The sequence below is a fragment of the Amycolatopsis rubida genome (assembly GCF_900115345.1).
GTDB lineage: Bacteria > Actinomycetota > Actinomycetes > Mycobacteriales > Pseudonocardiaceae > Amycolatopsis > Amycolatopsis rubida.
In genome coordinates, this window is the sequence record NZ_FOWC01000010.1 from 36,546 (window position 1) to 55,721 (window position 19,176).

Here is a 19,176-nt window from a genome sequence, read left to right on the forward strand (position 1 = left end):
CACGATGACCGCGATCGCCTTCCACACGGGAGGGGAGAAAGCCGTGCCCTTCGCGGACGACGACACCGTCCCCGACTTCGGCCTCGCCTCGTACGCGAAACGCGGGCGCAACCCCCGCTGGCCGTACGTGCCGATCATCGTGCACCCGCCGCAGCCCGGAACGCCGCGCCGCCGCACCGAACAGGTGAAAAAGCGCGCCTTCGCCAGTTCCGACGAGGCGACGGCGTGCGCCCAGCGCGTCATCGACGCACGACGCGAGGAGCACGAACGGCGACTCACGATCCCGCGCCTGCGGACCTACCGCGAAGCCTGCGGCTATCCGCGCGAGATCACCGACTGCGCGGTCACCGACGGCACGCGCACCGGACGGGTGGTCGAGTCCGCCAACATCCTGGCCCGAGCCGAGGACGGCACGGTCAGCATCCGGGAGCGCCTGCTGATCGAGTGGCCCGGGACCGCACGAGACTGGAGCGACGCGGCCGACGTGAGACTGGTGCCAGCCCGTTCAGCCCCGGCGACCGACAGCGAAGGGACAAGTCATTACGAGGGGTGACAAGCAGGTGGACGACTTGCGGCGTGCTGCCTTCCCGGGCCGGGGCCGGTCAACTGAGGCATCCCGCCCGAGGGCAATGCCGTTGGCAGACGATGAAAGCTCCCGCCCGAGAAACCGCCGGGCAGGAACCGGACGAGCCCTAGTGGTCCGTCGCGCAAGCCAGTCACCCCACGAACGTGAACGCACGGGCACCCGCCATTCCAGACGACAAGGAGCCTCACGATGAGCGCGATCAGGTTCCACACGGAGCACGCGGACGCAGTCTCGGTCCGGGGCAGCGAGCGGCCCCACGGCCACCGCCTGGCCGTCGACACCGCGATGCGAGTCCTCGGAGCCACGAACCCCGCCGCGGTGACCGACCTGATCCGGCGAGGCGTCCTGCCCCGCGACGCGACTGATTTCGCCAGGACCGTCGACACCCCGGTGGAGGCGCTCCGGAGATGGATGACCGGCATCGCCTTCGACGCCGAGGTGCAGATCGGCGGCCAGCCCGTCCCGGTCACGCACGCGGTGCTGAACACCGCGGCCGTCGAAGGCCCCGACATCGTGGCGTTCCTCGCCCGCCTGCACGGGTCTGTCGACCATCGTCTCTGGATCGCCGCAGAGCACGTCCCGTGGTTCACCGCGCTGCTCGCCGACGGACGTGCCGCAGGGATTCTGCACGAGGGAATGGGCTGGGAGAACGTCATCGCCCGCCTCACCACGGCCGACGGCCCCGTCGTCGTCACCAGCAGCCAGGGCCCCGGATTCCCCGACGTCGCTGACGACGATCTCGACGACGACATCGACACGGCCCGTCCGCCGGAGGACCCCGCAGGCGCGTGGCGCGACTCGCTGCGCCGGCTCCAGGACCAAGGCTGGTGGCTCCAGCTGACTCCCGACAACCTCCGCCAACCCGCCTACGAACCGCTCGCCACGTTCCAGGCCCTGCTCGCGGAACGCACCTCGCCCGCTGACCGGCACGACCCGGGCACGGTTGACTGGGTGCAGAAGCTGCGACAGCGCATCCTCGCCCCGGCCCACCTCACTCCCTACAAACTCGCGGTCGCGATGGAGGGCACGCCCCTGTCTTCCGATCGTCGGCTCTACGCGCTCGCGGACGTGCTCGGCGTCGAGCCGGGCGATCTCGCCCTGGACCTCAGAAAGCAGCACGGCGAAGCCGGAGCGGAAGAAGTGCCCACGAGGATGGACGAGCTGGCAGCCGGAGCTGCCAGCTAGCGGTTCGGGCGCCGCTCTCGGCGGTGGCGGGGCGATGTTCGGCGGGCCGTTGCAGCCGGACGTCGCACCGCGGCACCCCCGATTCTTCGACCCGGAAACCTTCAACCGGAGAGGCACACGATGAACGACATCGACACGCTGATCGGCCGGCACGCCATGCTGCACGCGGTCGGGAGCGCGGTGCTGGCGCACGCCGAAGGAGCCGCGCCCGCGGCGCTCGCCGAGCGCGCGGCCCGCGAGTGGCGGCGGGCGGATCCAGAACTCAAACGGAACACGATTACCACCCTCATCAGATGCCTGTCGTGGGCGGCGCACGCCGCATCGACGCCGGCGGGCCAGGAGACCGAGCCGGTGCGGGAATCCGTGCTCCTGCGCGCACTGGACGGGCTCCCGCCGTTCACGCCGCGCGCCGCCCAGATGCTCGCGCTCGCGGCGTCCGCCCCGGACACCGACGCGGCATTCCGGCAAGCGGTCGCGCTCGTCGAATCGGGAACCATGGACGCCGTGCAGCAGTTCGAAGCAGCGTTCGAGGCCACGGTGACGCTGATCCGGGTGGCCGCTGACACGCACGCCGACGCGGGACTGGGCGGATTGTGCGTCCTGCTCGGCCAGATGACCGTCTCCGTCACCTGACTGTCGCCGCCGAAATCTCCTCGGCTCCGCTGCTCGCACGGCGCCGCGCGGACCGGGCGATGTCCCGCTGGCTGGAGCAAGTGCACGCGGCGGCCGCGGCTCCGGCCGAGCTGGGAGACCAGGTCGTCGCGGCGCACGCGACCGTGTTCACGGCCGAGCTGACCGCAGGAGAGCGTGCGCTGGACGCAGGCCGGACGGACGAGGCGGCCGCACACTGGCGCGTGGCGGCGGCCCTGGACGACTCCGTGTTCGACGAGGCGTCGGGCGAGAAGCCTGTGGCGCTGCGCCTGATCGAGCTCTACCTGCGAGTGCGCAAGCCGCTCCTGGCGCTGGCCTGGTGCGCGATCGCCGCCGACGCCGGCGCGCCGGTAGATCAAGTCCAGCCGCTGACGAAATCCTCGCCGCGGGTCGGGGAGACGCCTGATTCGGCCACGGCACCGGACGCGCGCAACAACACGGCGCTGCGTCCCTGTGCCCGGACCGGGTGCGTGCGGACGCCGCCTGGTCGGGCATCATCACCAGGCCTGGACGGACCAGGCGGGTGGGATCCCGGCGATTCCGCTGCCGGGACAACGCGGGGCCAGGAACCAAAACCGCCTGACCCCGCGCCCGGCCCGCGCGCACCGATCGTCCCGAGGAATCCTCCGCGCCCGTACCCCGCCGTCTTGACGTGGCAGTCAACGCGGACACGCTGCAGACCTTGAATGCCGTGGTCACGGGGAAGGCGCCACCCTGGGCCGCCGCCCGACAGCGCCCGCACCTCGTTCGGACGGCCATGCGGGTTACAACGACGGAGGCGCTAGCTCAACGTCAGCGCGTGCCAGGCATCGTCGCCGTGGCACTCGATGACCTGGCCGCTCAACAGCCGCAACCGGACACCGGGGTAGCGACGATGATTCAGCGGAAGCCCGCCGGCTTGGACGATCCGCGTGGCTCGATCGTGCGGTCCGGCTCCTGGCCGCACCGGGACCCAGTCGCCCGGGCGGAGCGCCGACGCCGTCGTCGAGGTGCTGGCCACGACGCGGGCGACCGGGTACCGGCCGCGGCTGACGGATTCGCCGATAAGACCCCCGACCAGCGAGAAGACGATCGCGGCGACACCGCCGCCGTGCAGGACGACGCCGGCAAGGGCGCCGCCGGCGAGGAAACCGAACGCCAGGCCCGCGATGCCGAGCCCGCTCATCGAGATGCCGCTGTGCTGGGCGACCACGCTGAGACGGACGGTGCCGTCGCCGCGATCGCCGGGCATGCCAGGCGGCATCTGCACCTGCTCCGCGTGGTCCTCGACCGGCGCGACGGGCAGGTGTTCGCTGCCCAGCGCCACGACCACCTGGTCGTTGGTGATCGGCTGGGTTTCGGAACAGATCGCACACTGCCAGCGGATCCCGTCGGAGGAACCGGGGTTGGTCAGCGCGACCATCAGGCCGTGCCCGGACCGGCGGCACAGCATGCGTTCGCCGTCCGGGACGTCCGGGCGGCGGTTCCACTCGTTGAGCGCGCCGACGGTCGTCCTGGCCGGTGCCGGGTCAGGCACGCGGTGTCGTCGTTCGTCCATCGTGGACATTGGTTCCCCCTGCCCCCTGGTTTGGCCTCGGTCTTCACGCTACGTCGTGGACCGAGGTGAGGCGAGCGGCCACAGCGCGCGCAAGCCGGTCAGGATCCTCTCCGGGAACTTCGGGGAACCGAGAGGCTGCAACAGAGTCCGGCGAGCCGCTGCGCGAGACCGCGCGCTCGACGGAGTTCCCTGGGCGATGGCGGTTGTTCGCCTCGGCGGGTGCCGGGGACGCAGCCGCCCGATTGCACGTTGCAGCCCGTTCGATCCTCTTGCCGGTATGAGTGAAGAGCAACCCGGACGCGAGCCGGTGTCCCCGCTCCCCGCGGGTGCTGCTCCGGATGATCACCCTGGGTGGCGTTTGGCATTCCGTCTGGTGGATCTCGGATGCGGCAGCGACGACAGCACCGGCTGGAGCCAGTACTGCAGGATCACGGTGTGGATCGTCGTGGCCTTGATCCTGATCGGCCTGATCTGCTGGCTCGCCGGTCCCTGGCTGGGGGTGACCGGCGCCGGCGCCTTCGGGGCGGCGAAAGCCGGGAAGACGGCGCGGCGCGTGATCGCGAACAAGAACGGGGGAGCTGTCGTCGAGAGCTGAGCCTGTGATCCGCCGTCGTGTTCGCCGGGCCGGGATCAGGGCTCGCCCGCCGCGCTCGTCGATCTTCTGCCGCGCCTCGGCGGCGGATCGGCGTTTGATGGCCCGAAGAACCGCTGCGCTGTCGACGCTCTCCCGCATGGCGGGGTCGAACTCCGCCTTGTCGCTGGCGAGCCAGGCGTCGAAGTCCTTGTCTTCGTTGCGGTCCATCTCAGGCACCTCCTTCAGCGTGCTGGTTCTGCTGTGTCCACAACGGTTTGAGCTTGTCGCGGGCATGGCGAAGATTGGACCTGACCGTCTCGGGAGATGCCCCGAGCGCGTTGGCGATCTCGATGGGCTCGTAGCCGTCGGGCCCACGCCATCACTTCGCGCTGCTGGTCGGGCAGCGTCCTGAGCATCTCCTGGCGGCGAAGGAGGGCTTCGACGATCCGGGGCGGATCCTCCGGACTTCGCTCAGGCGGAACCCATCCGCCCTCCACCGCCTTCTTGATTCCGTCCTGGTCCCGCATCGCCTGGTGCAGCGCTTCCCGTTTGGCCACGATGCGCACCCAGGCGCCGGGATGCTCGATCGAGCCCCAGTCCTCGTGCGCCCGGTACATCGCCTCGGCCGCCGCGTCCTCCGAGAGCGAAGCCTCGTACCCCAGACTGATCAGAAACCCTTTCAACCGGGGGAAGTCGTCGGCGAAGAACGCGTCGAAGCTGCTTCCAGGCATCGGGACGTCCCCCTTCCTCAGAGTCGCCCTCAGCAGCCTGAGCTGCTCTTACGGGTCCCGGGGGCGGGGTTCAGGCCGGTGCGCACCGCAGGTCGTAGAGCCTCCAGGCCTCGTTCAGCCACAGCACGACCGCGGCCGCAGCGGTCCCGACGTCGGTGACGCTGGCAGTGGCCGCGCCGGTGAGGGTTCCGTCCGGGTTGCGGGCGAGCTGCTGCGGGTCGATCTGCCGGGCGCGGGCCGACGCGGTGGAGTGGGCGTGCCCGCTCTGCATCCGCCACAGGACCGACACCCCGTAGCGGGTGTCGTCGTTGCCGTCGTCGGCGTGCACCAGATCGCCGACGTCGGCGATCACGTTGGTCATCGTCAATCGCCAGCGGGGCACGTTGCCCGCGTCGAGCCCGGCCGCTGCGGCCGCTGCCTGGAGTTCGCCGAGTTCCTCATCGAGGCGTGCGCGCTGGGTCTCGACCTCGCCGCCGAGCCCGAGACGGGACGGAAGCGCGACGGACAGCAGGCCCTTGCGCTGGTTGATGTCGTCGCGGGCGATCCTGAGCGCGTGCTCGATCCTGGTCGGGCGGTCGGCCGGCTTGAGAATCCACAGCGACTGGGCGACGCCCATCAGCGCGGTGCGCAGCACGGTGAAGTACGCCGCGGGCGGCACCGCCCGGCCGGTCGCGAGGAAGGAGACCCTGAAGAACTCGAGGTGCTCGGCCGCCGTCACCATCCCGCCGTAGGCCAGATGCGAAGCCGGCAAACCCGGGTACGCCTCGTCGTCGCGCGCCAGACTGCTTCCCGCGGACGGGGTGACCGGCGGACGGGTGATGCGCTGGAACCACCCTGCGATCATCGGGAACATCCGCTCCTCGAGCCGCTCCTGCCACTCATGCTCGTCTTCGTCGCTCGGCATCGGCATCCGGCCTCCTCTCGCTCAGGATCCGGCCAGTCTCCCGCAAGCGCCGTCGCCTCCGCTCGGCGTCCGACCACGCACGCGGTCATGCACCGCGCGCGTGCTCTGACCCCGCTCGCGCGCACTACCGCCGAACAGGTGACCGCAACAGTCCGCCTGGATTACAGTCGCAGTCATGGGCGGAGTGCGGAGAGTGATAGCGGGACGTCAGAGGCGGTACGCAACCTCCGATCGCCGCCAGGCGCGACAGGGGGGCTCCGCATGACGTCACCGCAGCCCGGCAACCGCCCCGGACCGCAGGGCCAGCCGCCCGGAGGCAGCCAAGACGCACAGGACTACCGCGCGGTCGCGAGCCGGATGCCGAAGACCGCGGACGAGGCCTACGCCCAAGCCCGCGAGTCCTTCATCGCCGCGAACATGGCCGTCAGGTCCGCGCGGCGCTGCGTCTTCCGGGCGCGCAAACGCAGGAGACTGATGGACTTCGCCGGCCGCGCGTTCGACGGAGGGACGTGGCTCCTGCTCGAAGAACGCCGGCTCCGGTCGGCCGAGCAGGAGCCTGCCCCGGTGAGCACCGGCGGCAAGGACGGCGACCGGGCGTTGGCGACCGAACGGGTTGAGGCGTACCGCGCGTTCCTCCAGGCAGTCCGGGAATGGCGGACCAAGCTCGACGCGCTGTTCAACAGGGTGAGCCGCGGAGACCTGAAGGCGAACATGGGCTCGCTCGCCGACAGTCAGGAACAGGACGAGAAGAACCGCGCCGAGATGCGGCACGCCCACGACGCCGTCGTCGCCGCGCTGAGCAACGTCGAGCTTCTCGGAACCGCGCGGGCGGTCCAGATCGGGCGCGGCATGCACAAAGAGCTGTACCGCTCCTGCGGAATCCTCTTCGACCGCACGGAACCGGAGATGCCGCTGTGGGAACGCAAGGACATCGTCAAAGCCCTTGACCTCGCGCCCTTGATCGCCGAGATCCGGCAGGACTTCGGTGCCGACGTGCTCGACGCCCGACACGACGAACCCGCCTGGTTCGCGAGCTGACCTCGGCAGGACGGGGAGCCTAGCGGACACGTTTCTCCATCGACGGTCTGGAGGGCGTGTGGCGGCTGCGCTCCGACCTGGCCGACCGCGAGGCGCGGTCCTGGACCCGCGCGCTGATGCGGGACTGTGCGGCGAAAGTGGTCGCCCTGTACGCCGCCGGGGCGCCCGAGCTGCTGCTGGACTTCACCGGCACGCCCGCCCCGGCCGTCGACCCGGCCCTGCCCGCGACCCTGGCCGCGCGGGCCGACGCCTCCGAACACGCCACGACGCTCGCGGGATTCCTGCGCCACCGCCGCGCCGCGACCGGCCTGTCCGCAGCCGACGTCGCCGAGGCCGCGCTCCTGCCGCTGCCGGTCGTCACGAGCTGGGAGGACGGGGCCGCCGCCGCGCCCTCGCAGCTGATCCGGTGCGCGCCGGTGCTGCAGCTGCCCGAGGAAACGCTGATCGCGGCCGGGCAAGGCCTGCGGGACGCGGACTACTGGCCGCTTCCCACGCCGCCGCCTGCAGCGCTCGGACGGCGCTGACATGAGGAACCGTTTCCGGGACGGGATGTTCGTGACGCGCCTGCCCACGCGGAACAGGTGAAGGCGTTCAGGCTCGGGCGTAGCGTTCGCGGATGGTGTCGACCGGCAGGCGCAGTTCGGTCATTTCCCGATGGCGGCTGGGGCGTTCGTCGAGGCCGAAGCAGACCTGGTTGTCGATCCACTCCGTCCAGGCGCGCGGCGGTCGCGGGTCGAGGTTGTCGGCGCGGACGAATGCGGAGGCGATGGCGGCAGCGAGAGCGCCGGGGCCGCCTCCGGAGTACCCGAACGACCATTGCGACTGCACTTTTGAGGGCACGCGGGGCAGGGGCGTGATCCGCTCGCCGGGGCCCTGGATGTAGGCGGGCCGGTCGCCGCGTCCGGCGTCGGCGACGATCGCGGCTCCGGCGGGGATGCCGTCGGCGGGCGGGCGCAGCGTGATGTACCACTCGGACCAGGGATCTTTCCGGTCGCCGGGGTGGTGGACGACGAGCGCGCCGCGACTGTCGTAGCCGTAGCGCAACGGGTCCTCCCGGTCCTCGGTCCACACCTGGGCGGACAGCCGCCGGTAGGCGCGGGTGTCCTCGGGCGGCTCGTCCTGCCAGGCGATCGAGGACAGGTAGGCGCGGTCGTGGTCGCCGCAGACCAGGAATTGTTCCGGGATGGTGTCCGGGTGGTCGTTCTCGGCGAAGTCGCGGTCGTAGGCCCCCAGGTAGAAGGCGAGCAGGCTGGCCGGTTCGGTCAGTGCGGCGTGCAGCGCGGGGTCGGGCCTCGGAGTACGGGTCGGACTCTTCGGCCCACGCGCGCAGGCGTGCGAGCAGGGCTCGCAGGTCGCCATGCTCGGCCAGGTCCTGCGGGATGACGAACTCGTCCGGGAACCGGTCGAGGGTCTGCTGGTCGGCCGGGTCCGGGCGCGGCAGGACGAGCCGCGCCGCCCAGGTACCGGGCCAGTAGGGCACGGGGGTGTCGCGCGGCGTGTTCGGCCGCGTGCCGTCGTCGAAACCGGGCCGCTCGATGTCGAGGCGGGTCTGGATCTCGTCGGCCAGCAGCCGCTAGACATCAGCCCGCCCAGCCCGGTTTGTCCAGCAACAGGTAGACACAACCTGTCAGTTGTCTATCATGTAGTAGACATTTTTCCCGCATGAGGGGAGAGCAGGGTGAACACAGCAGGCTCAGGGGCAGCAGGCACCGTCTATGCCGAGATCGGCGAACCGGGTTCGGTTCCGCTGGCTGCCATGACCGACGACCAGCTGCGCATGGTGGTTCGTGCGTTTGGCTGGGGCAGCCCGTGGGACGGGGCGGACGGCACTCCCGAGGCAGAGGTCCGACGTCGGTACCCGTTCCTGGCAGGGCTGCACTGGGGATGGCGCACAGCGTTCGACAGCGACTGCGCTGGCTCCGACGTCCTGACCGGCTACGTCGAGCAGTCGCCTGCGACAGAAGCTGTGCGCGGGCAGTACAAGTCGACGCTCGCGGAATGGCTGGCCGGGTCGTTCGGACGGCCAGCATGAGCGCGGCCGACGACGGCGCGGAACCAGGGGCATTGACGTCGCTGACGACCGACGAGCTGGAGTCAATGTCCGAGACGGAGTTCCGACGGCTGACCGGAGCGAGCACGGATCCTGCCGACATCGCGCTCGACCAGATCGAAGGCGTCCTGTTCGCGCGCATCCCCGATGCGCGCGAACGGTGGGAGGCCGTCGCGAAGGTCGCGCGCGGCGTCACCCCAGCGCTGGAGCACGTCCGCGCCGTCTGCGTCGCGCAGCTGCTGGCCGAGGGGTTGTCGGTCGCCGAGGCCGGGCAACGCCTGCACATCAACCGGCAGCGCGCGCACGCGCTGCTGGCCGCGCACGAGCAGCCAACACCGCGCGAACTCCGCGCGAACCCCATCCGCGACGAAGTGGGATACCGGCTCGGCGAGTTCGTCGGCGTCGTCACCGCCATGGCCGAGGAACTCACCGACCGACGCGAGTTCCCCCAAGCACTGGAGCAGGTCGAGAAACTCCAACGCATGATCTCCGGTTCGCCTGCCGTGATCGTGGCCCGGATGCGCCAGCTGGTCACCGACTGGACGCTGCACGGCGCCAGCCGAAGCCTGGTGGCAGAGCTGGACCGCTTCGCCGGACGCCTCACCGACCTTCCCCCTCATCTTCCCTCGAAGCAGGAAGGCCACATGTGGATCGCCGTCGGCGCAACCACCACCCGAATCCGGCAATCCGCACAACCGCCAGCACCTTGAACGCTGGCCGACTTCCTTAACCCGGACAACCACCAGCGCCCCCGCTCCGCCCCGACTTCACCCGTTCAGCGACGGGGCCAAAACTCGGCGAACAAACTCCGTCGCAACGACTTCACGGCCCAGGTACACGATCATGGCGCCTTGCGGGGCCTGGTCTCGGCTGCGCGCCGGGCGTGCCAGTCGATGTACTTCGTGATCGTGAGGCCGTTGCTCGCCCATGCCGTGTCCAACGACGCGAACTTCCCCGTGTGCCGCAGCTGGGCCTCGACCAGCTTTCGCCGGACGAGAACGGTTTTCACAGTGGAGAAGGCCCGTCACGCTGCGCCACCGGGTGTAGAGTCCATTGTGGACCGACGTGCTGTTCCGGGTCTTCCACGGACGGTCCGATGCGGTGGCGGGCCCTGCGGCTTGCGATTGCGGTCGCGCTCCTCGGCGGTGCGGGTTGCGGTCACCGGTTCTCGTCGTGTGGACGTTCCGCGGTGTCCGGCGCGGTCGCGGGATTGTCGCCGCGCGGGGCGTCGGAGCGTTCCGGGTCCGTGCTCGCGGGCTCGGGCTGTTCGCAGGGGGAGGGCGCCGATGCGGGTTCCGGGTCGGCGACGTCGAGTTCGGCGAGGGCGTCGCGGATCTGTTGCGCGGCTAGCGGTGCAGGGTGGTTCACGGCTCGGGGCAGCAGGTCGGTCAGCAGCGCGCGGGCCGTGTCGTAGTCGCCGCGGCCGGCGTGGATCCCGGCGAGCGGGACAGCGGTTTCGGCGACCTGGGTTATGTCGCCGAAGCTTTCCATGACGTCGACAACTGCGACGAGTTCTGCCTCGGCCTCGTCCGGGCGCTGGAGGAGGATCAGCATCTCGCCGCAGCGGCGCCGGTTCATCGCCTCGCCGCGCGGCTTGTCGATGTCGCGGTGTTTGGCGGCGCTGAGCCGGTACCACTCGAGTGCTTCTTCGCAGTCGCCGCGGGCGCTGGCGTCGCGGCCGCGCCGCGAGAGTGCGGTGGCCAGCGTCGGCCCGTGCTGTTGCTGCACGGCGATCGCGTAGGCGGTGTCGTGGTGCGGGACGGCGAGGTCCGGTTGTCCCAGCTTGTGGAAGAGGAAGCCGATCTGCAGGTGCATCCGGGCGATGGCCAGCGGGTCGCCGCAGAGCTCGGCGGCCTCGAGCCCGGCCTGGCACAGCGCGAGGAACGGTTTGTAGTCGCCGGTGTGCAGGACGAAGCCCCAGACGGTCTCGGCCAGCCGCCACACGTCTTCGTTCCAGCGGCGGGCACCGGCCATGCCGGCGACGCCGTAGACCATCGGCCCGTGCCGGAGCCACCAGGCCATGGCCTCCTCGCGGGTGGCGAAAACCCGCTCGTGCGCGATGTCGCCCTCGAGCGGGGGCCGGTAGGGGTGGACGGATGCGCTCGCGGACGCGGCGTGTTGGCGGTAGGCGCGCAGGTAGCCCCGCAGCAGTTCGAGCCGGCTCTCGTCGCGGTCCTTGTCGTGGCCGTAGTGCTTGTCCGCCTGATCGGCGGCGTCCTCGCGGACCAGGTTGGGCTGCTCGACGACGTCGTCGTGTTCCAGTTCGTCGAGATAGTTGACCTCGACGAGCTCCCTGACGCGGTCGCCGAGATAGGCCTCCTCCCATTTGGCGGCTGCGGCGAGCTCCTTCAGGCCGTAGCGGGGTCCGGGCAGACAGCCGAGGACCAGGTGGAGCCTTTTCGTGTCGGGCAGCCACGTGTCGGCTTGTTTTTCGAAAACGGTGTGCATGGCGGTGTCTCCGGTCGATCGGATGAGGTGGCTGGCGGTGGTGCGGGGGCTGCGGGCGGGGTGCGTTCGTTGGTCGCCCGCGGCGATGGCGAGCTTCAGCGGGTGGCCCTGGCAGACCGCGACGAGGTGGGCTAGGCCTTCCGGGTCGATCCGGCCGGGGCCGGCGCGGTCGACGAGCAGCTCGCGCGCTCGCTCGGGCGGAAGGGGCCGGAGGGGGAGGATGTCCGCGCCGTCGCGGGCGAGGCTGCTGAGCTGGGATTGGCTGGTGACGAGCACGACCGCGCGGGCGCTGCTGGGCAGCAGCGCCCGCACGTGCTCGGCGCGTGCGGCGTTGTCCAGCAGCAGGGCGAACCGGCGGTCCGCGGTGAGGGTGCGGAACAGGGAGGCGCGGTGCTGCCCGGCGGCGGGGATCTCCTCCATCGGCACGCCCAGCGCGAGCAGGAAACCGTACAGCGCTGTTCCCATGTCGTCGCTGCAATCCGCGGCGAACCGCTCGACCAGGATCCCGTCCGGGAAGTTGCGGAGCCGGGTGTGCAGAAACGTGGTGGCCAGCGCGGTTTTCCCGATCCCGGTCACTCCGGTGACCACCGCCAGCGCCGGGGACGGCCCGGACCGGCTCGCGATCTCCTCGAGCCGGGCCAGCTCCGCGTCGCGGCCGATCAACGCCGGAGGCGCGGGCGGCAGCTGGACTGGCGGGTGCCGGGCGGTCACGACGCACCGACCGGCGTTTCGTTGTCCGCAGCGGACTTCGTGTGCGCGGTGCCGGGGTGGATCCGCAGGAGCTTTTTGAGGCAGCGCAAGGGCGGGAGGCCCTGGCAGAGTCGTGCCGGTCCAGGTATGCCGTCGCACCCGGACGCGAGGGACCCCGCCGCCAGCACGACCGCCGCGGTCAGCGTGACGGTGGCGCGAGCCGCGGCCCGCCTGCAGCGCGCGGGTTCGGGTCGTCGCGGCCGGGCGGTCACGATGCACCGGCAGGTGTCAGAACGTCCACATCGGACACGAGATAAACGCTGCCGACGTTCACGACTTCAGACGCCGGTGCCGCTCTGATCTCGTCCTGTCCGAGTTGTTTCAGGCAGGAGGGGGCCAGCGAGCCCTGGCAGGAACGGGTCGTGCCCGGGGCGGGACTGTCGTGGCACCCGGCTGCGAGCGCACTGGTCGCGGCCGCCGCGGCGATGAGCGCGATCCTGCGGATTCGTCGTTTCCGGGGCCGTTGGTCGAGACCGCCGGCAAGGTTCTGGTCGTGGGGTGTCATCGTTCCTGTCGGGTCTTTTTCGGGGCGGTTTCGGCGATGTCCGGTCATGCCGGAACGGGAACAGCCAGCAGGCAGGCCTCACGGCGGCGCGCCGGACAGCGCGGGTTCTCGCCGCTGCACGTGCGCCGCTTCTGGCGGGCGCGTGTCTCGGGATTCGGGAACGGTTCGTTCCGGCGGAAGCGTCTTTTCGTGCGGAACGTCTGGCACCGGCGAGGGCCGGGCGGTGTCCGCGGCGAGCGAGAGCGGGGCGGGCTCGCTCTCCTGCGGGACGTCGACCGGCAGCCGTCCGGCGATGCGCACGACGTCGACGCCGACGATCACCTCGTGGCAGACCGTCGCGAGCACCGCCGCGCACCACGGGCAGCCCCGGTCGGCGAGGCTGGTCTGGGGCACGCCGTTGATCCGGTCGAAGTAGTGCAGTTCGGGGTCGCCGCCGCGGAGGTGGCAGATCGGGCGGATCGTGAGGTCGATCTTGATGCGGGCGAGCCGCGCCGCGTCGTAGGCGTGGCGGGTGCCGTCGCCGTACGCGCGGATCGCCACCCGTCTCGGAACGGGTTCCGGGTCAGGGGCCGGCGAGCAGCACGAAGTCCCGGGCCGCGGCCAGGGAACCGGGAAGTGAGCGGCGGTGCTGCGCATCTTCTCCGGGGATATCCCGTCCGCCGGTTGCGCCTGCCCGGCCGACGCGGCGAGCCGGCTGCGTCCGCCGGCGTCCGGAGACGCCGGGCGCGAATCGAGGTCGGTTGCGGTCATCGACGGAGTCCTTGCCGTGTGTGGGTGCGCCCACGGCGGGCCGGGCATCGAGCGCCCTGCCCGCCGCTGGGTCATCCGGCCAAAGCGAATTCGGTTTGTGCCGGTGGGGCCGCGGCTCGGATCAGGTTCGGATCCGCGGTGGCGACGCGCGTTTGCGGATCGGCCGCGTGGATCTGCTGGAGGATCCAGCGCCCGTGGGCCCAGAGGGCCGTGGCCACGCTGGCGGTGCCGCAGGTCGCGACGAGGCCGCGGGAGACGAGCATGGTCAGGACCCGGACGGGTCCCAGCCGCTGCGAGCCGCCGCCGCCGGAGTCGCCCATGCACGGGCCCCTGCGGTCCGGGGTCTGGCCGAGGCACACTTCGTCCGCGCCGATGGCGTCGATGCCGCCGGCGCACTGCGCGTGCGCGGTGAGGCGCACGTCGGTTTCGTTCAGCCAGGGCCCGAGCGGTCCGTGCCACGACTCCGGTTCCCGGGTTTCCTTGCCCCAGCCCTGGATCGTGACCGGTGCCCAGGGCAGAACCGGTGCGACGAGCGCGCCTTCGACCCGGATGGGGTGCTCCAGTTCGATGACCGCTTGGTCCCAGACGTCGCCGCTCTCGGTTTTTTCGCCCCACGCCCATTCCGGTGGCACGATGAACCGTTTGACCTTGGCGGTCTTGGCCTCGAACCGGTTGACGTTGCCGTAGGCGAAGCGCCAGGTCGCCGGGTCCTCCGGCGTCGAGTGCATCCCCGGTGCCGGGCGGGGTGAGAATCCGAGGGCACCGGTGTGCTTTCCTGCTTTCTCAGCCGCCCGCCGGAACACGTCGTAGCGTGCCTTGCCGTCGTCGCTCATGGAGCGGACCTGCGTCGAGTCCGGGCCCGGCATGACCGTGACGCAGTGCGCGGCGGTCACCAGCCACCGGGTCCCGTCGTCGCCGGTATTGAGAGCGTGCGCGCCGCAGGTGTCCCAGTCCGGGACGTTGTTGTGGTTGTAGATCAGCGCGCCGATGCCGGCGATGTTGCGCTGGGCGCGGTGGCCGCCGACGATCGCCGACGCGGGCGCGGCCAGCCCGGCGGCCAGCCCGGCCGCGAGCACCGCGACGACCGCGGACCTTACAGTTCTTCGAAAACGCAAGCTGTGCCTCGTTTCTCTCGAAGGAATGACGGAAAACCCTTCCCCCGCAGGGGAAGGGCGACCAGGCGGGCGAAGACGAGCGACCGGGGCAGGCCGGTCGGCGGACGGCCTCACCCGGACGGCGCGGCGCGTGTGCTCGCATCCGTGCGCGAAGGAGGAGCCTGCGGGCTTTGCCCGAAGGGACGCCGGGAGGACTCGGTGCGGGAGGAGACCCGGATCGCGGTGAGACCCAGCACGCAGTCCCACTGGGCGGCGTCGGCGCTCGGCAGGTCGACGGACGTCTCGTTCGGAGACTGGGAGACGAGCACGCCGAGGGCTCCGTCGAGGAACCCGCCGCCGGAGGCCGTGCGCGCGGCGTGCGGGCGAACGACCGAGCGCAGCACTCCGGCGGCCGACCTCAGCGAACAAGCGGCGTCGTCGCTTTCGTCGGCGGCCATGCGCAGCGCGAGCCACTGCGCTCCCTGCGGACCGTGGCACAGTCCGCCCTGGCGGATTTCGTCGGCGTCCCAGTGCAAGGCGGCGCCCGCGGCGGCGACGGCGGTCTCCCGCAGTCCGGCGTCGCCGAGCGCCATCCCGGCCAGCTGCACGCTGCGGTCGATGCCCAGCCCTCCGCACCAGCCGGGCACGAGCTGGCTCGGTCTCCGCACCCCCGCGTCCGGTTCCGCGGCGGGATCCGGGTCGCCGACGACGTCGGGCCACCAGGGGTTGCCGATCTCGTCGGCGCGCAGATGCCGCCGGTACCACTCGGCCAGGGTGCGGATCGCCGTGTCCATGGCGGGCACGCGCACCCGCGCGCGCCAGGCCAATGACAGCAGCGCCAGGATCCCGCCGCTGCCGTCGGGCAGGGTGAGGTCGGCGTGCCCGTGCCGCCATTCCTCCCGCTCGCGCAGGTCGGGGTGCGGGCTGTCGTCCACCCACCAGCCCGGGCGTTCCGTGTCGCCGAAGTTCACGACCAGGTCGACGAGGTACTCCAGCACGGCGGGCAACAGCGGGTCCGGGCCGGGCCGTTGCAGCAGGCACATGCCCAGCCCTGACAGTCCTTGCCGCAGCGAGAACTCCGCCCGCGCCGGCCTGGCCCCGTCGTGCAGGCGGCGGCGGGCGGCGTCCAGGCGGGTGTGCACGATCCCGTCGAGCCGGGCGTCGGCCGCGGCGAGCCGATGCCGGTACGCCTCGGCGAGGTGCGGGGCGTTGATCGACGCGATCCGCAGCACCGAGGCGAGCGCGGCCGCGCCGCAGAACCCCGTTTCTCCGGCTCCCGGGACGTCGAACAACGACACGGGCGGAAGCGCGTCCAGCGCAGCGGGCAGGGATTCGGGGAATCCGCGGGTTTGACCGGCCCGGACCGCCACGTACATCGCCGTGGTCAGCGGACTGTCGGCGTCCAGCAGCGTCAGCGGGTGCGGGGGAGTGTTTCTCTCCCGACCGGGACCCGGGCAGCCGAGGCCTTTCACCGGTCCGCCGCCAGTTCTGCGAGCTTGTCCTGGATCTCGTCGCAGTCGCCCAGATCCTCGATGTCCTCAGGCTGGATGCGCCACGAGACCGCGCCCGAGACCGCGCGGCTCGGCGGAAGCGCTACGAGAGTCCCCGCCTGCACGAGTTCGACGCCGGCCACGTTGCCCAGTTCGCGCTTCAAGGAGCTTCCGGCCTTGACGAAGAAGAAGACGCCCTGGGGGGACGTCGCCACCGGGCCCAGCGGATGGCCTCCGCCGAACGCGGCCATCGCCTGCCAGCCGAGGAGGGTCGGCGTGCGCAGGACGTCGAACTGCCGTCCGGTCTGCGCGAGAATCGTGTGCGCGTGCCGCGACCACCATTCCCGGATGCGGCGAGGTTCGGCGGTCGCGGCGGACACGTCCGCCGCCGCTTCCCAGGAGCGGAGCGGTTTGAACGTGACTGGGTGCCGCGTGGCGATCCCGTCGCTCACCGGGCCGGGAAGCACCCGCCAGCCCCGCGCGGCGTAGCGCTCGGCGGCTTCGCGCAGCGCTCGCGGCCCGGCGCCGCCGCTCACCGGCGAACAGGTCGGCGGGTGGGCATACGCGATTGAAGCCATCGCGGGGGTTCCTCTCCGGTAGGGACCGGTCCGCGCGCCGCGCTGCTCTGCGGCGCAGCGGCTGCACGGCTCGGCCGGGCGGCACGGGCCGGATGCGGGTCCCGCCGCGCGCCTGCGGTTCATGTGGTGCGGAAGGCTGTTCCCGGCCGGGCGGCGTCTCCGTCACCGTCCGCGAGAGCCGTTCCGCCGGTCGATTGGTCTCACCCGGTGGCCGGACAGACGTCGGGGGGAATCTGTTCGGCTACCGGGCTGTCTGGGTGGGCGTTCCCGCGGAATGCCGGGTCGGCGCGCCGGGCGACCTGACGAGGAAAGAACCGTCCCGGCCGCACGCCTGTAGCTGCCGCGGACGGGGCGCCCAGCGAGGTCGCGCGGCACACGGCAGTCCGCCAGATCTGTCATGCGGGCGGACAGTAGAAGCAACTGGTCAGACTTTGTGTACTAGAAGTACACAAAGGGCGATCATCACCCGATCGGATGCAACCCCATGCGCCATGCCATGCCCCGGAGATTGCGGAGATCGCGTCCGTCGGGGCTCCGCCGGGCACGGTGCAGTTCCGCGGAAACGGTTTCGCGGACGAGCGGGTCGTGACGGATCCGCTGGGGAGCCAGTTTCTCCGCCGTGAACAGCGCCGCGATTCCCCGGTCGCGACGCGCCGCGTCCACTTTTCGGTCGCGGGAGGCCGAGTGTTGGACGTCCAGAAGCGACCGCCCGACGTCCGCCCAGAATTCCGCTCTGCGGCTCGGCGAGGGGATCAAGTCTGCACGGACCGTGCGCGCGATCTCGGCGACTTTCGGGCCGTCGCCGAATTCGGCGCCGAGGCTCGCCCGCCAGATGCCCACGTTGGGACGGCCGAACCAGAGGTGCGCGAAGCGTCCCACCTCGACGTCCAGCCGGTCGGCCGCAGCCTGTGCTTCGTCGAGATGAGTCTCGGCATCGGTTCGCGACTCCTGCGCCGCTTTGGCCAACGCGGCCGACAGGTGGAGCATCCCGTAGATCTGGAGCGCGTCCTGGTCGTCGAGGTGGCCGACAAGGGCATCGGCGGCCTCGACGCTTTTGTCGTACTGCTTCGGTCGGCTCAACTGCCCGGTAGCGTCCCCCCGCAGCCACGCCGCGAATCCGGTCCATGCCGGTTCGCCGAGCTTCTCGGCCACGTCCTGGGCGTGCCCGGCCGCGATGGCCGGCAGGCCCCGGCCGTTGAGGCGTTTCGTCGTCCAGGTCGCCGACGTGTAGGCGCGGATCAGCGCGCGCAGGATCTCGGCTCGGTGACCGGAATCGCGGCAGTGCGCGGCGTGCAGTTCGGCCAGCAGATCCGGCAGCATCGTCGCCTGGCCGAGGTAGTCGGACTGGACGTGCATCAGATCGAGCAGCTTCCGCACGTCCTCGGCTATCTCCGGCCACGGCCGAACGGCGACGCCGGGATCGTGGCCGAGTTCGTGCTCTTCAAGCGCTATCTCGACCTTGAGCAGCGCCGTGCGCGCCTCGTTGCTGATGGGGTCCGCGGGTTCCCACGGCTGGTCCGTCAAATCCGCTGGCGAGACCCACAGCGCTCTTGCGAACCGTTCGAGCAGATGCCGCGAGTTGACTGGCTTGTCGCCGCGTTCGATCTGCCCGAGGTAGCCGAAGGAAATCCCGGCAAGATCCGCAGTGGTGCGAAGGTCCAGTTCACGCCACTCGCGCAGTTTCCGGAGCCGTTCGCCGAGAAGGTTGGACTCAGGCATGCGGCATCCCTCCGAAAACCAAGCCCCATGGATCCCCTCTGCTTCGCGGAGGCGTTCTGGCGGGCTCCCTGCGATTGTACCGACATCCCGGTCCACGAGCCGCGAGGCAACCCGGTGCCGCCAGGGGACGGCGGGATCGGTGCGCTGCCCGCGTTCGCGCCCGGCGCACGCTCGGAAGTCCTTTGCGCCGCACAGGGCAGCCGCGCTTCCGCTACCGAACCGCCGTCCTGCGACAGAAGCCGTGCCAATGATCGGCAGCTGGGGCAAGGGCTACGCGACCGACGCGGTGCGGACCGCACTCGCGTTCGGGCCGTTGGGCCTCCACCGGGTCACCGCGGCCATCGACCGGGTCACCGCGGCCATCGACCCCGACATCTCGGCGTCGCAGAAGATCGTCGAGCGCCTGGGGTTCGCCCGGGAAGGCGTTCTGCGGGATCACGTGTTCACGAACGGCGATTGACGCGATTCCGTCCCGGACTCGGCGCTTTCCGACGGGTGGTCTCGACCATCGCATCGCTGAGCCTGTCCGTTCGGCCGGTGACGAGGCTCCGGCCGCCGCCGACCGCATCGCCGGCACCGTCGGCGG

22 protein-coding genes are annotated in these 19,176 nt (G+C 71.1%); 10 read left to right on the forward strand and 12 right to left on the reverse strand.

The annotated features are described in order from the left end of the window. The first annotated feature begins 4 nt into the window (after positions 1-4). The 4 genes from BM362_RS31585 (at position 5) to BM362_RS31600 (ending at position 3,108) form a co-directional block, all read left to right on the forward strand. Positions 5-553, forward strand: a complete 549-nt coding sequence (locus BM362_RS31585) for a hypothetical protein (protein WP_093575613.1) — start codon at positions 5-7, stop codon at positions 551-553. 222 nt (positions 554-775) lie between these two features. Further along, positions 776-1,771 (forward strand): hypothetical protein, encoded by a 996-nt coding sequence (locus BM362_RS31590; RefSeq protein ID WP_093575614.1) that lies wholly within the window; start codon positions 776-778, stop codon positions 1,769-1,771. 120 nt (positions 1,772-1,891) lie between these two features. After that, the gene (locus tag BM362_RS31595; RefSeq protein ID WP_093575615.1) at positions 1,892-2,404 is read left to right on the forward strand and encodes a hypothetical protein; all 513 of its coding nucleotides are present in this window, start codon (positions 1,892-1,894) and stop codon (positions 2,402-2,404) included. 59 nt (positions 2,405-2,463) lie between these two features. After that, entirely contained in the window at positions 2,464-3,108 is a 645-nt protein-coding gene (locus tag BM362_RS31600) for a hypothetical protein (protein WP_093575616.1), read from the forward strand. Positions 3,109-3,203: 95 nt separating this feature from the next. Here the strand turns inward: BM362_RS31600 and BM362_RS31605 are convergent, their stop codons facing one another. Then, entirely contained in the window at positions 3,204-3,968 is a 765-nt protein-coding gene (locus tag BM362_RS31605) for a hypothetical protein (RefSeq protein WP_093575617.1), read from the reverse strand. Positions 3,969-4,332: 364 nt separating this feature from the next. Between BM362_RS31605 and BM362_RS31610 the strand changes: the two genes are divergently transcribed. After that, positions 4,333-4,554 (forward strand): hypothetical protein, encoded by a 222-nt coding sequence (locus tag BM362_RS31610; RefSeq protein WP_093575618.1) that lies wholly within the window; start codon positions 4,333-4,335, stop codon positions 4,552-4,554. 221 nt (positions 4,555-4,775) lie between these two features. On the opposite strand, the gene BM362_RS31615 is transcribed toward BM362_RS31610, so the two are convergent. Then, a complete protein-coding gene (locus BM362_RS31615; protein WP_093575619.1) occupies positions 4,776-5,264 on the reverse strand; it encodes an RNA polymerase sigma factor in 489 nt (162 codons plus the stop codon). 70 nt (positions 5,265-5,334) lie between these two features. Next, positions 5,335-6,174 (reverse strand): hypothetical protein, encoded by an 840-nt coding sequence (locus BM362_RS31620; RefSeq protein ID WP_093575620.1) that lies wholly within the window; start codon positions 6,172-6,174, stop codon positions 5,335-5,337. A gap of 255 nt (positions 6,175-6,429) precedes the next feature. Between BM362_RS31620 and BM362_RS31625 the strand changes: the two genes are divergently transcribed. Both BM362_RS31625 and BM362_RS31630 read left to right on the forward strand, forming a co-directional pair. Beyond that, positions 6,430-7,206 (forward strand): hypothetical protein, encoded by a 777-nt coding sequence (locus BM362_RS31625; protein WP_143132530.1) that lies wholly within the window; start codon positions 6,430-6,432, stop codon positions 7,204-7,206. A 56-nt stretch (positions 7,207-7,262) separates the two neighbouring features. Beyond that, entirely contained in the window at positions 7,263-7,730 is a 468-nt protein-coding gene (locus BM362_RS31630; protein ID WP_093575622.1) for a helix-turn-helix domain-containing protein, read from the forward strand. Positions 7,731-7,797: 67 nt separating this feature from the next. Here the strand turns inward: BM362_RS31630 and BM362_RS31635 are convergent, their stop codons facing one another. Continuing rightward, complete coding sequence (locus BM362_RS31635; RefSeq protein WP_093575623.1) at positions 7,798-8,565, reverse strand: hypothetical protein; 768 nt, start codon at positions 8,563-8,565, stop codon at positions 7,798-7,800. Between the two features lie 319 nt (positions 8,566-8,884). Between BM362_RS31635 and BM362_RS31640 the strand changes: the two genes are divergently transcribed. Further along, positions 8,885-9,238, forward strand: coding sequence for a hypothetical protein (locus BM362_RS31640; protein ID WP_093575624.1), 354 nt, complete (start codon positions 8,885-8,887; stop codon positions 9,236-9,238). Further along, complete coding sequence (locus tag BM362_RS31645; protein WP_093575625.1) at positions 9,235-9,966, forward strand: hypothetical protein; 732 nt, start codon at positions 9,235-9,237, stop codon at positions 9,964-9,966. The genes BM362_RS31640 and BM362_RS31645 overlap by 4 nt, the downstream gene beginning before the upstream one ends. 131 nt (positions 9,967-10,097) lie before the next feature. Here BM362_RS31645 and BM362_RS47780 read toward each other — a convergent pair whose 3' ends face one another. The 8 genes from BM362_RS47780 to BM362_RS31675 form a co-directional block, all read right to left on the reverse strand. Continuing rightward, positions 10,098-10,265: a hypothetical protein gene (locus BM362_RS47780; protein ID WP_167545520.1), complete on the reverse strand. Its 168-nt coding sequence runs from the start codon at positions 10,263-10,265 to the stop codon at positions 10,098-10,100. Between the two features lie 149 nt (positions 10,266-10,414). Next, positions 10,415-12,415, reverse strand: a complete 2,001-nt coding sequence (locus BM362_RS31650) for a tetratricopeptide repeat protein (protein ID WP_143132531.1) — start codon at positions 12,413-12,415, stop codon at positions 10,415-10,417. Between the two features lie 247 nt (positions 12,416-12,662). Further along, positions 12,663-13,007 carry a hypothetical protein gene (locus tag BM362_RS47020; RefSeq protein WP_143132532.1) on the reverse strand — a complete coding sequence of 115 codons (345 nt, stop codon included), beginning with the start codon at positions 13,005-13,007 and terminating at the stop codon, positions 12,663-12,665. 30 nt (positions 13,008-13,037) lie between these two features. Then, positions 13,038-13,709, reverse strand: coding sequence for a hypothetical protein (locus BM362_RS31655; RefSeq protein ID WP_093575627.1), 672 nt, complete (start codon positions 13,707-13,709; stop codon positions 13,038-13,040). Positions 13,710-13,780: 71 nt separating this feature from the next. Beyond that, on the reverse strand, positions 13,781-14,824 hold the full coding sequence (locus tag BM362_RS31660; protein ID WP_143132533.1) for a trypsin-like serine protease: 1,044 nt from the start codon (positions 14,822-14,824) through the stop codon (positions 13,781-13,783). A 110-nt stretch (positions 14,825-14,934) separates the two neighbouring features. Beyond that, complete coding sequence (locus tag BM362_RS31665) at positions 14,935-16,275, reverse strand: lanthionine synthetase LanC family protein (RefSeq protein ID WP_093575629.1); 1,341 nt, start codon at positions 16,273-16,275, stop codon at positions 14,935-14,937. Then, on the reverse strand, positions 16,272-16,871 hold the full coding sequence (locus BM362_RS31670; protein ID WP_167545521.1) for a bifunctional DNA primase/polymerase: 600 nt from the start codon (positions 16,869-16,871) through the stop codon (positions 16,272-16,274). Before BM362_RS31670 ends, BM362_RS31665 begins: the two co-directional genes overlap by 4 nt. A gap of 462 nt (positions 16,872-17,333) precedes the next feature. Next, the gene (locus BM362_RS31675) at positions 17,334-18,590 is read right to left on the reverse strand and encodes a helix-turn-helix domain-containing protein (RefSeq protein ID WP_093575631.1); all 1,257 of its coding nucleotides are present in this window, start codon (positions 18,588-18,590) and stop codon (positions 17,334-17,336) included. Positions 18,591-18,837: 247 nt separating this feature from the next. Here BM362_RS31675 and BM362_RS49455 point away from each other — a divergent pair, with 247 nt between their 5' ends. After that, positions 18,838-19,050, forward strand: coding sequence for a GNAT family N-acetyltransferase (locus BM362_RS49455; protein WP_342029826.1), 213 nt, complete (start codon positions 18,838-18,840; stop codon positions 19,048-19,050). The last annotated feature ends 126 nt before the right edge of the window (positions 19,051-19,176 follow it).

Bases quoted from the DNA above. Each gene is read 5' to 3' on its own strand.
- BM362_RS31585 (WP_093575613.1), top strand. From the start codon at position 5: ATGACCGCGATCGCCTTCCACACGGGAGGGGAGAAAGCCGTGCCCTTC.
- BM362_RS31590 (WP_093575614.1), top strand. From the start codon at position 776: ATGAGCGCGATCAGGTTCCACACGGAGCACGCGGACGCAGTCTCGGTC.
- BM362_RS31595 (WP_093575615.1), top strand. From the start codon at position 1,892: ATGAACGACATCGACACGCTGATCGGCCGGCACGCCATGCTGCACGCG.
- BM362_RS31600 (WP_093575616.1), top strand. From the start codon at position 2,464: ATGTCCCGCTGGCTGGAGCAAGTGCACGCGGCGGCCGCGGCTCCGGCC.
- BM362_RS31605 (WP_093575617.1), bottom strand. From the start codon at position 3,968: ATGTCCACGATGGACGAACGACGACACCGCGTGCCTGACCCGGCACCG.
- BM362_RS31615 (WP_093575619.1), bottom strand. From the start codon at position 5,264: ATGCCTGGAAGCAGCTTCGACGCGTTCTTCGCCGACGACTTCCCCCGG.
- BM362_RS31620 (WP_093575620.1), bottom strand. From the start codon at position 6,174: ATGCCGATGCCGAGCGACGAAGACGAGCATGAGTGGCAGGAGCGGCTC.
- BM362_RS31625 (WP_143132530.1), top strand. From the start codon at position 6,430: ATGACGTCACCGCAGCCCGGCAACCGCCCCGGACCGCAGGGCCAGCCG.
- BM362_RS31635 (WP_093575623.1), bottom strand. From the start codon at position 8,565: ATGGCGACCTGCGAGCCCTGCTCGCACGCCTGCGCGCGTGGGCCGAAG.
- BM362_RS31645 (WP_093575625.1), top strand. From the start codon at position 9,235: ATGAGCGCGGCCGACGACGGCGCGGAACCAGGGGCATTGACGTCGCTG.
- BM362_RS47020 (WP_143132532.1), bottom strand. From the start codon at position 13,007: ATGACCGGACATCGCCGAAACCGCCCCGAAAAAGACCCGACAGGAACG.
- BM362_RS31655 (WP_093575627.1), bottom strand. From the start codon at position 13,709: ATGACCGCAACCGACCTCGATTCGCGCCCGGCGTCTCCGGACGCCGGC.
- BM362_RS31670 (WP_167545521.1), bottom strand. From the start codon at position 16,871: ATGGCTTCAATCGCGTATGCCCACCCGCCGACCTGTTCGCCGGTGAGC.
- BM362_RS31675 (WP_093575631.1), bottom strand. From the start codon at position 18,590: ATGCCTGAGTCCAACCTTCTCGGCGAACGGCTCCGGAAACTGCGCGAG.
- BM362_RS49455 (WP_342029826.1), top strand. From the start codon at position 18,838: ATGATCGGCAGCTGGGGCAAGGGCTACGCGACCGACGCGGTGCGGACC.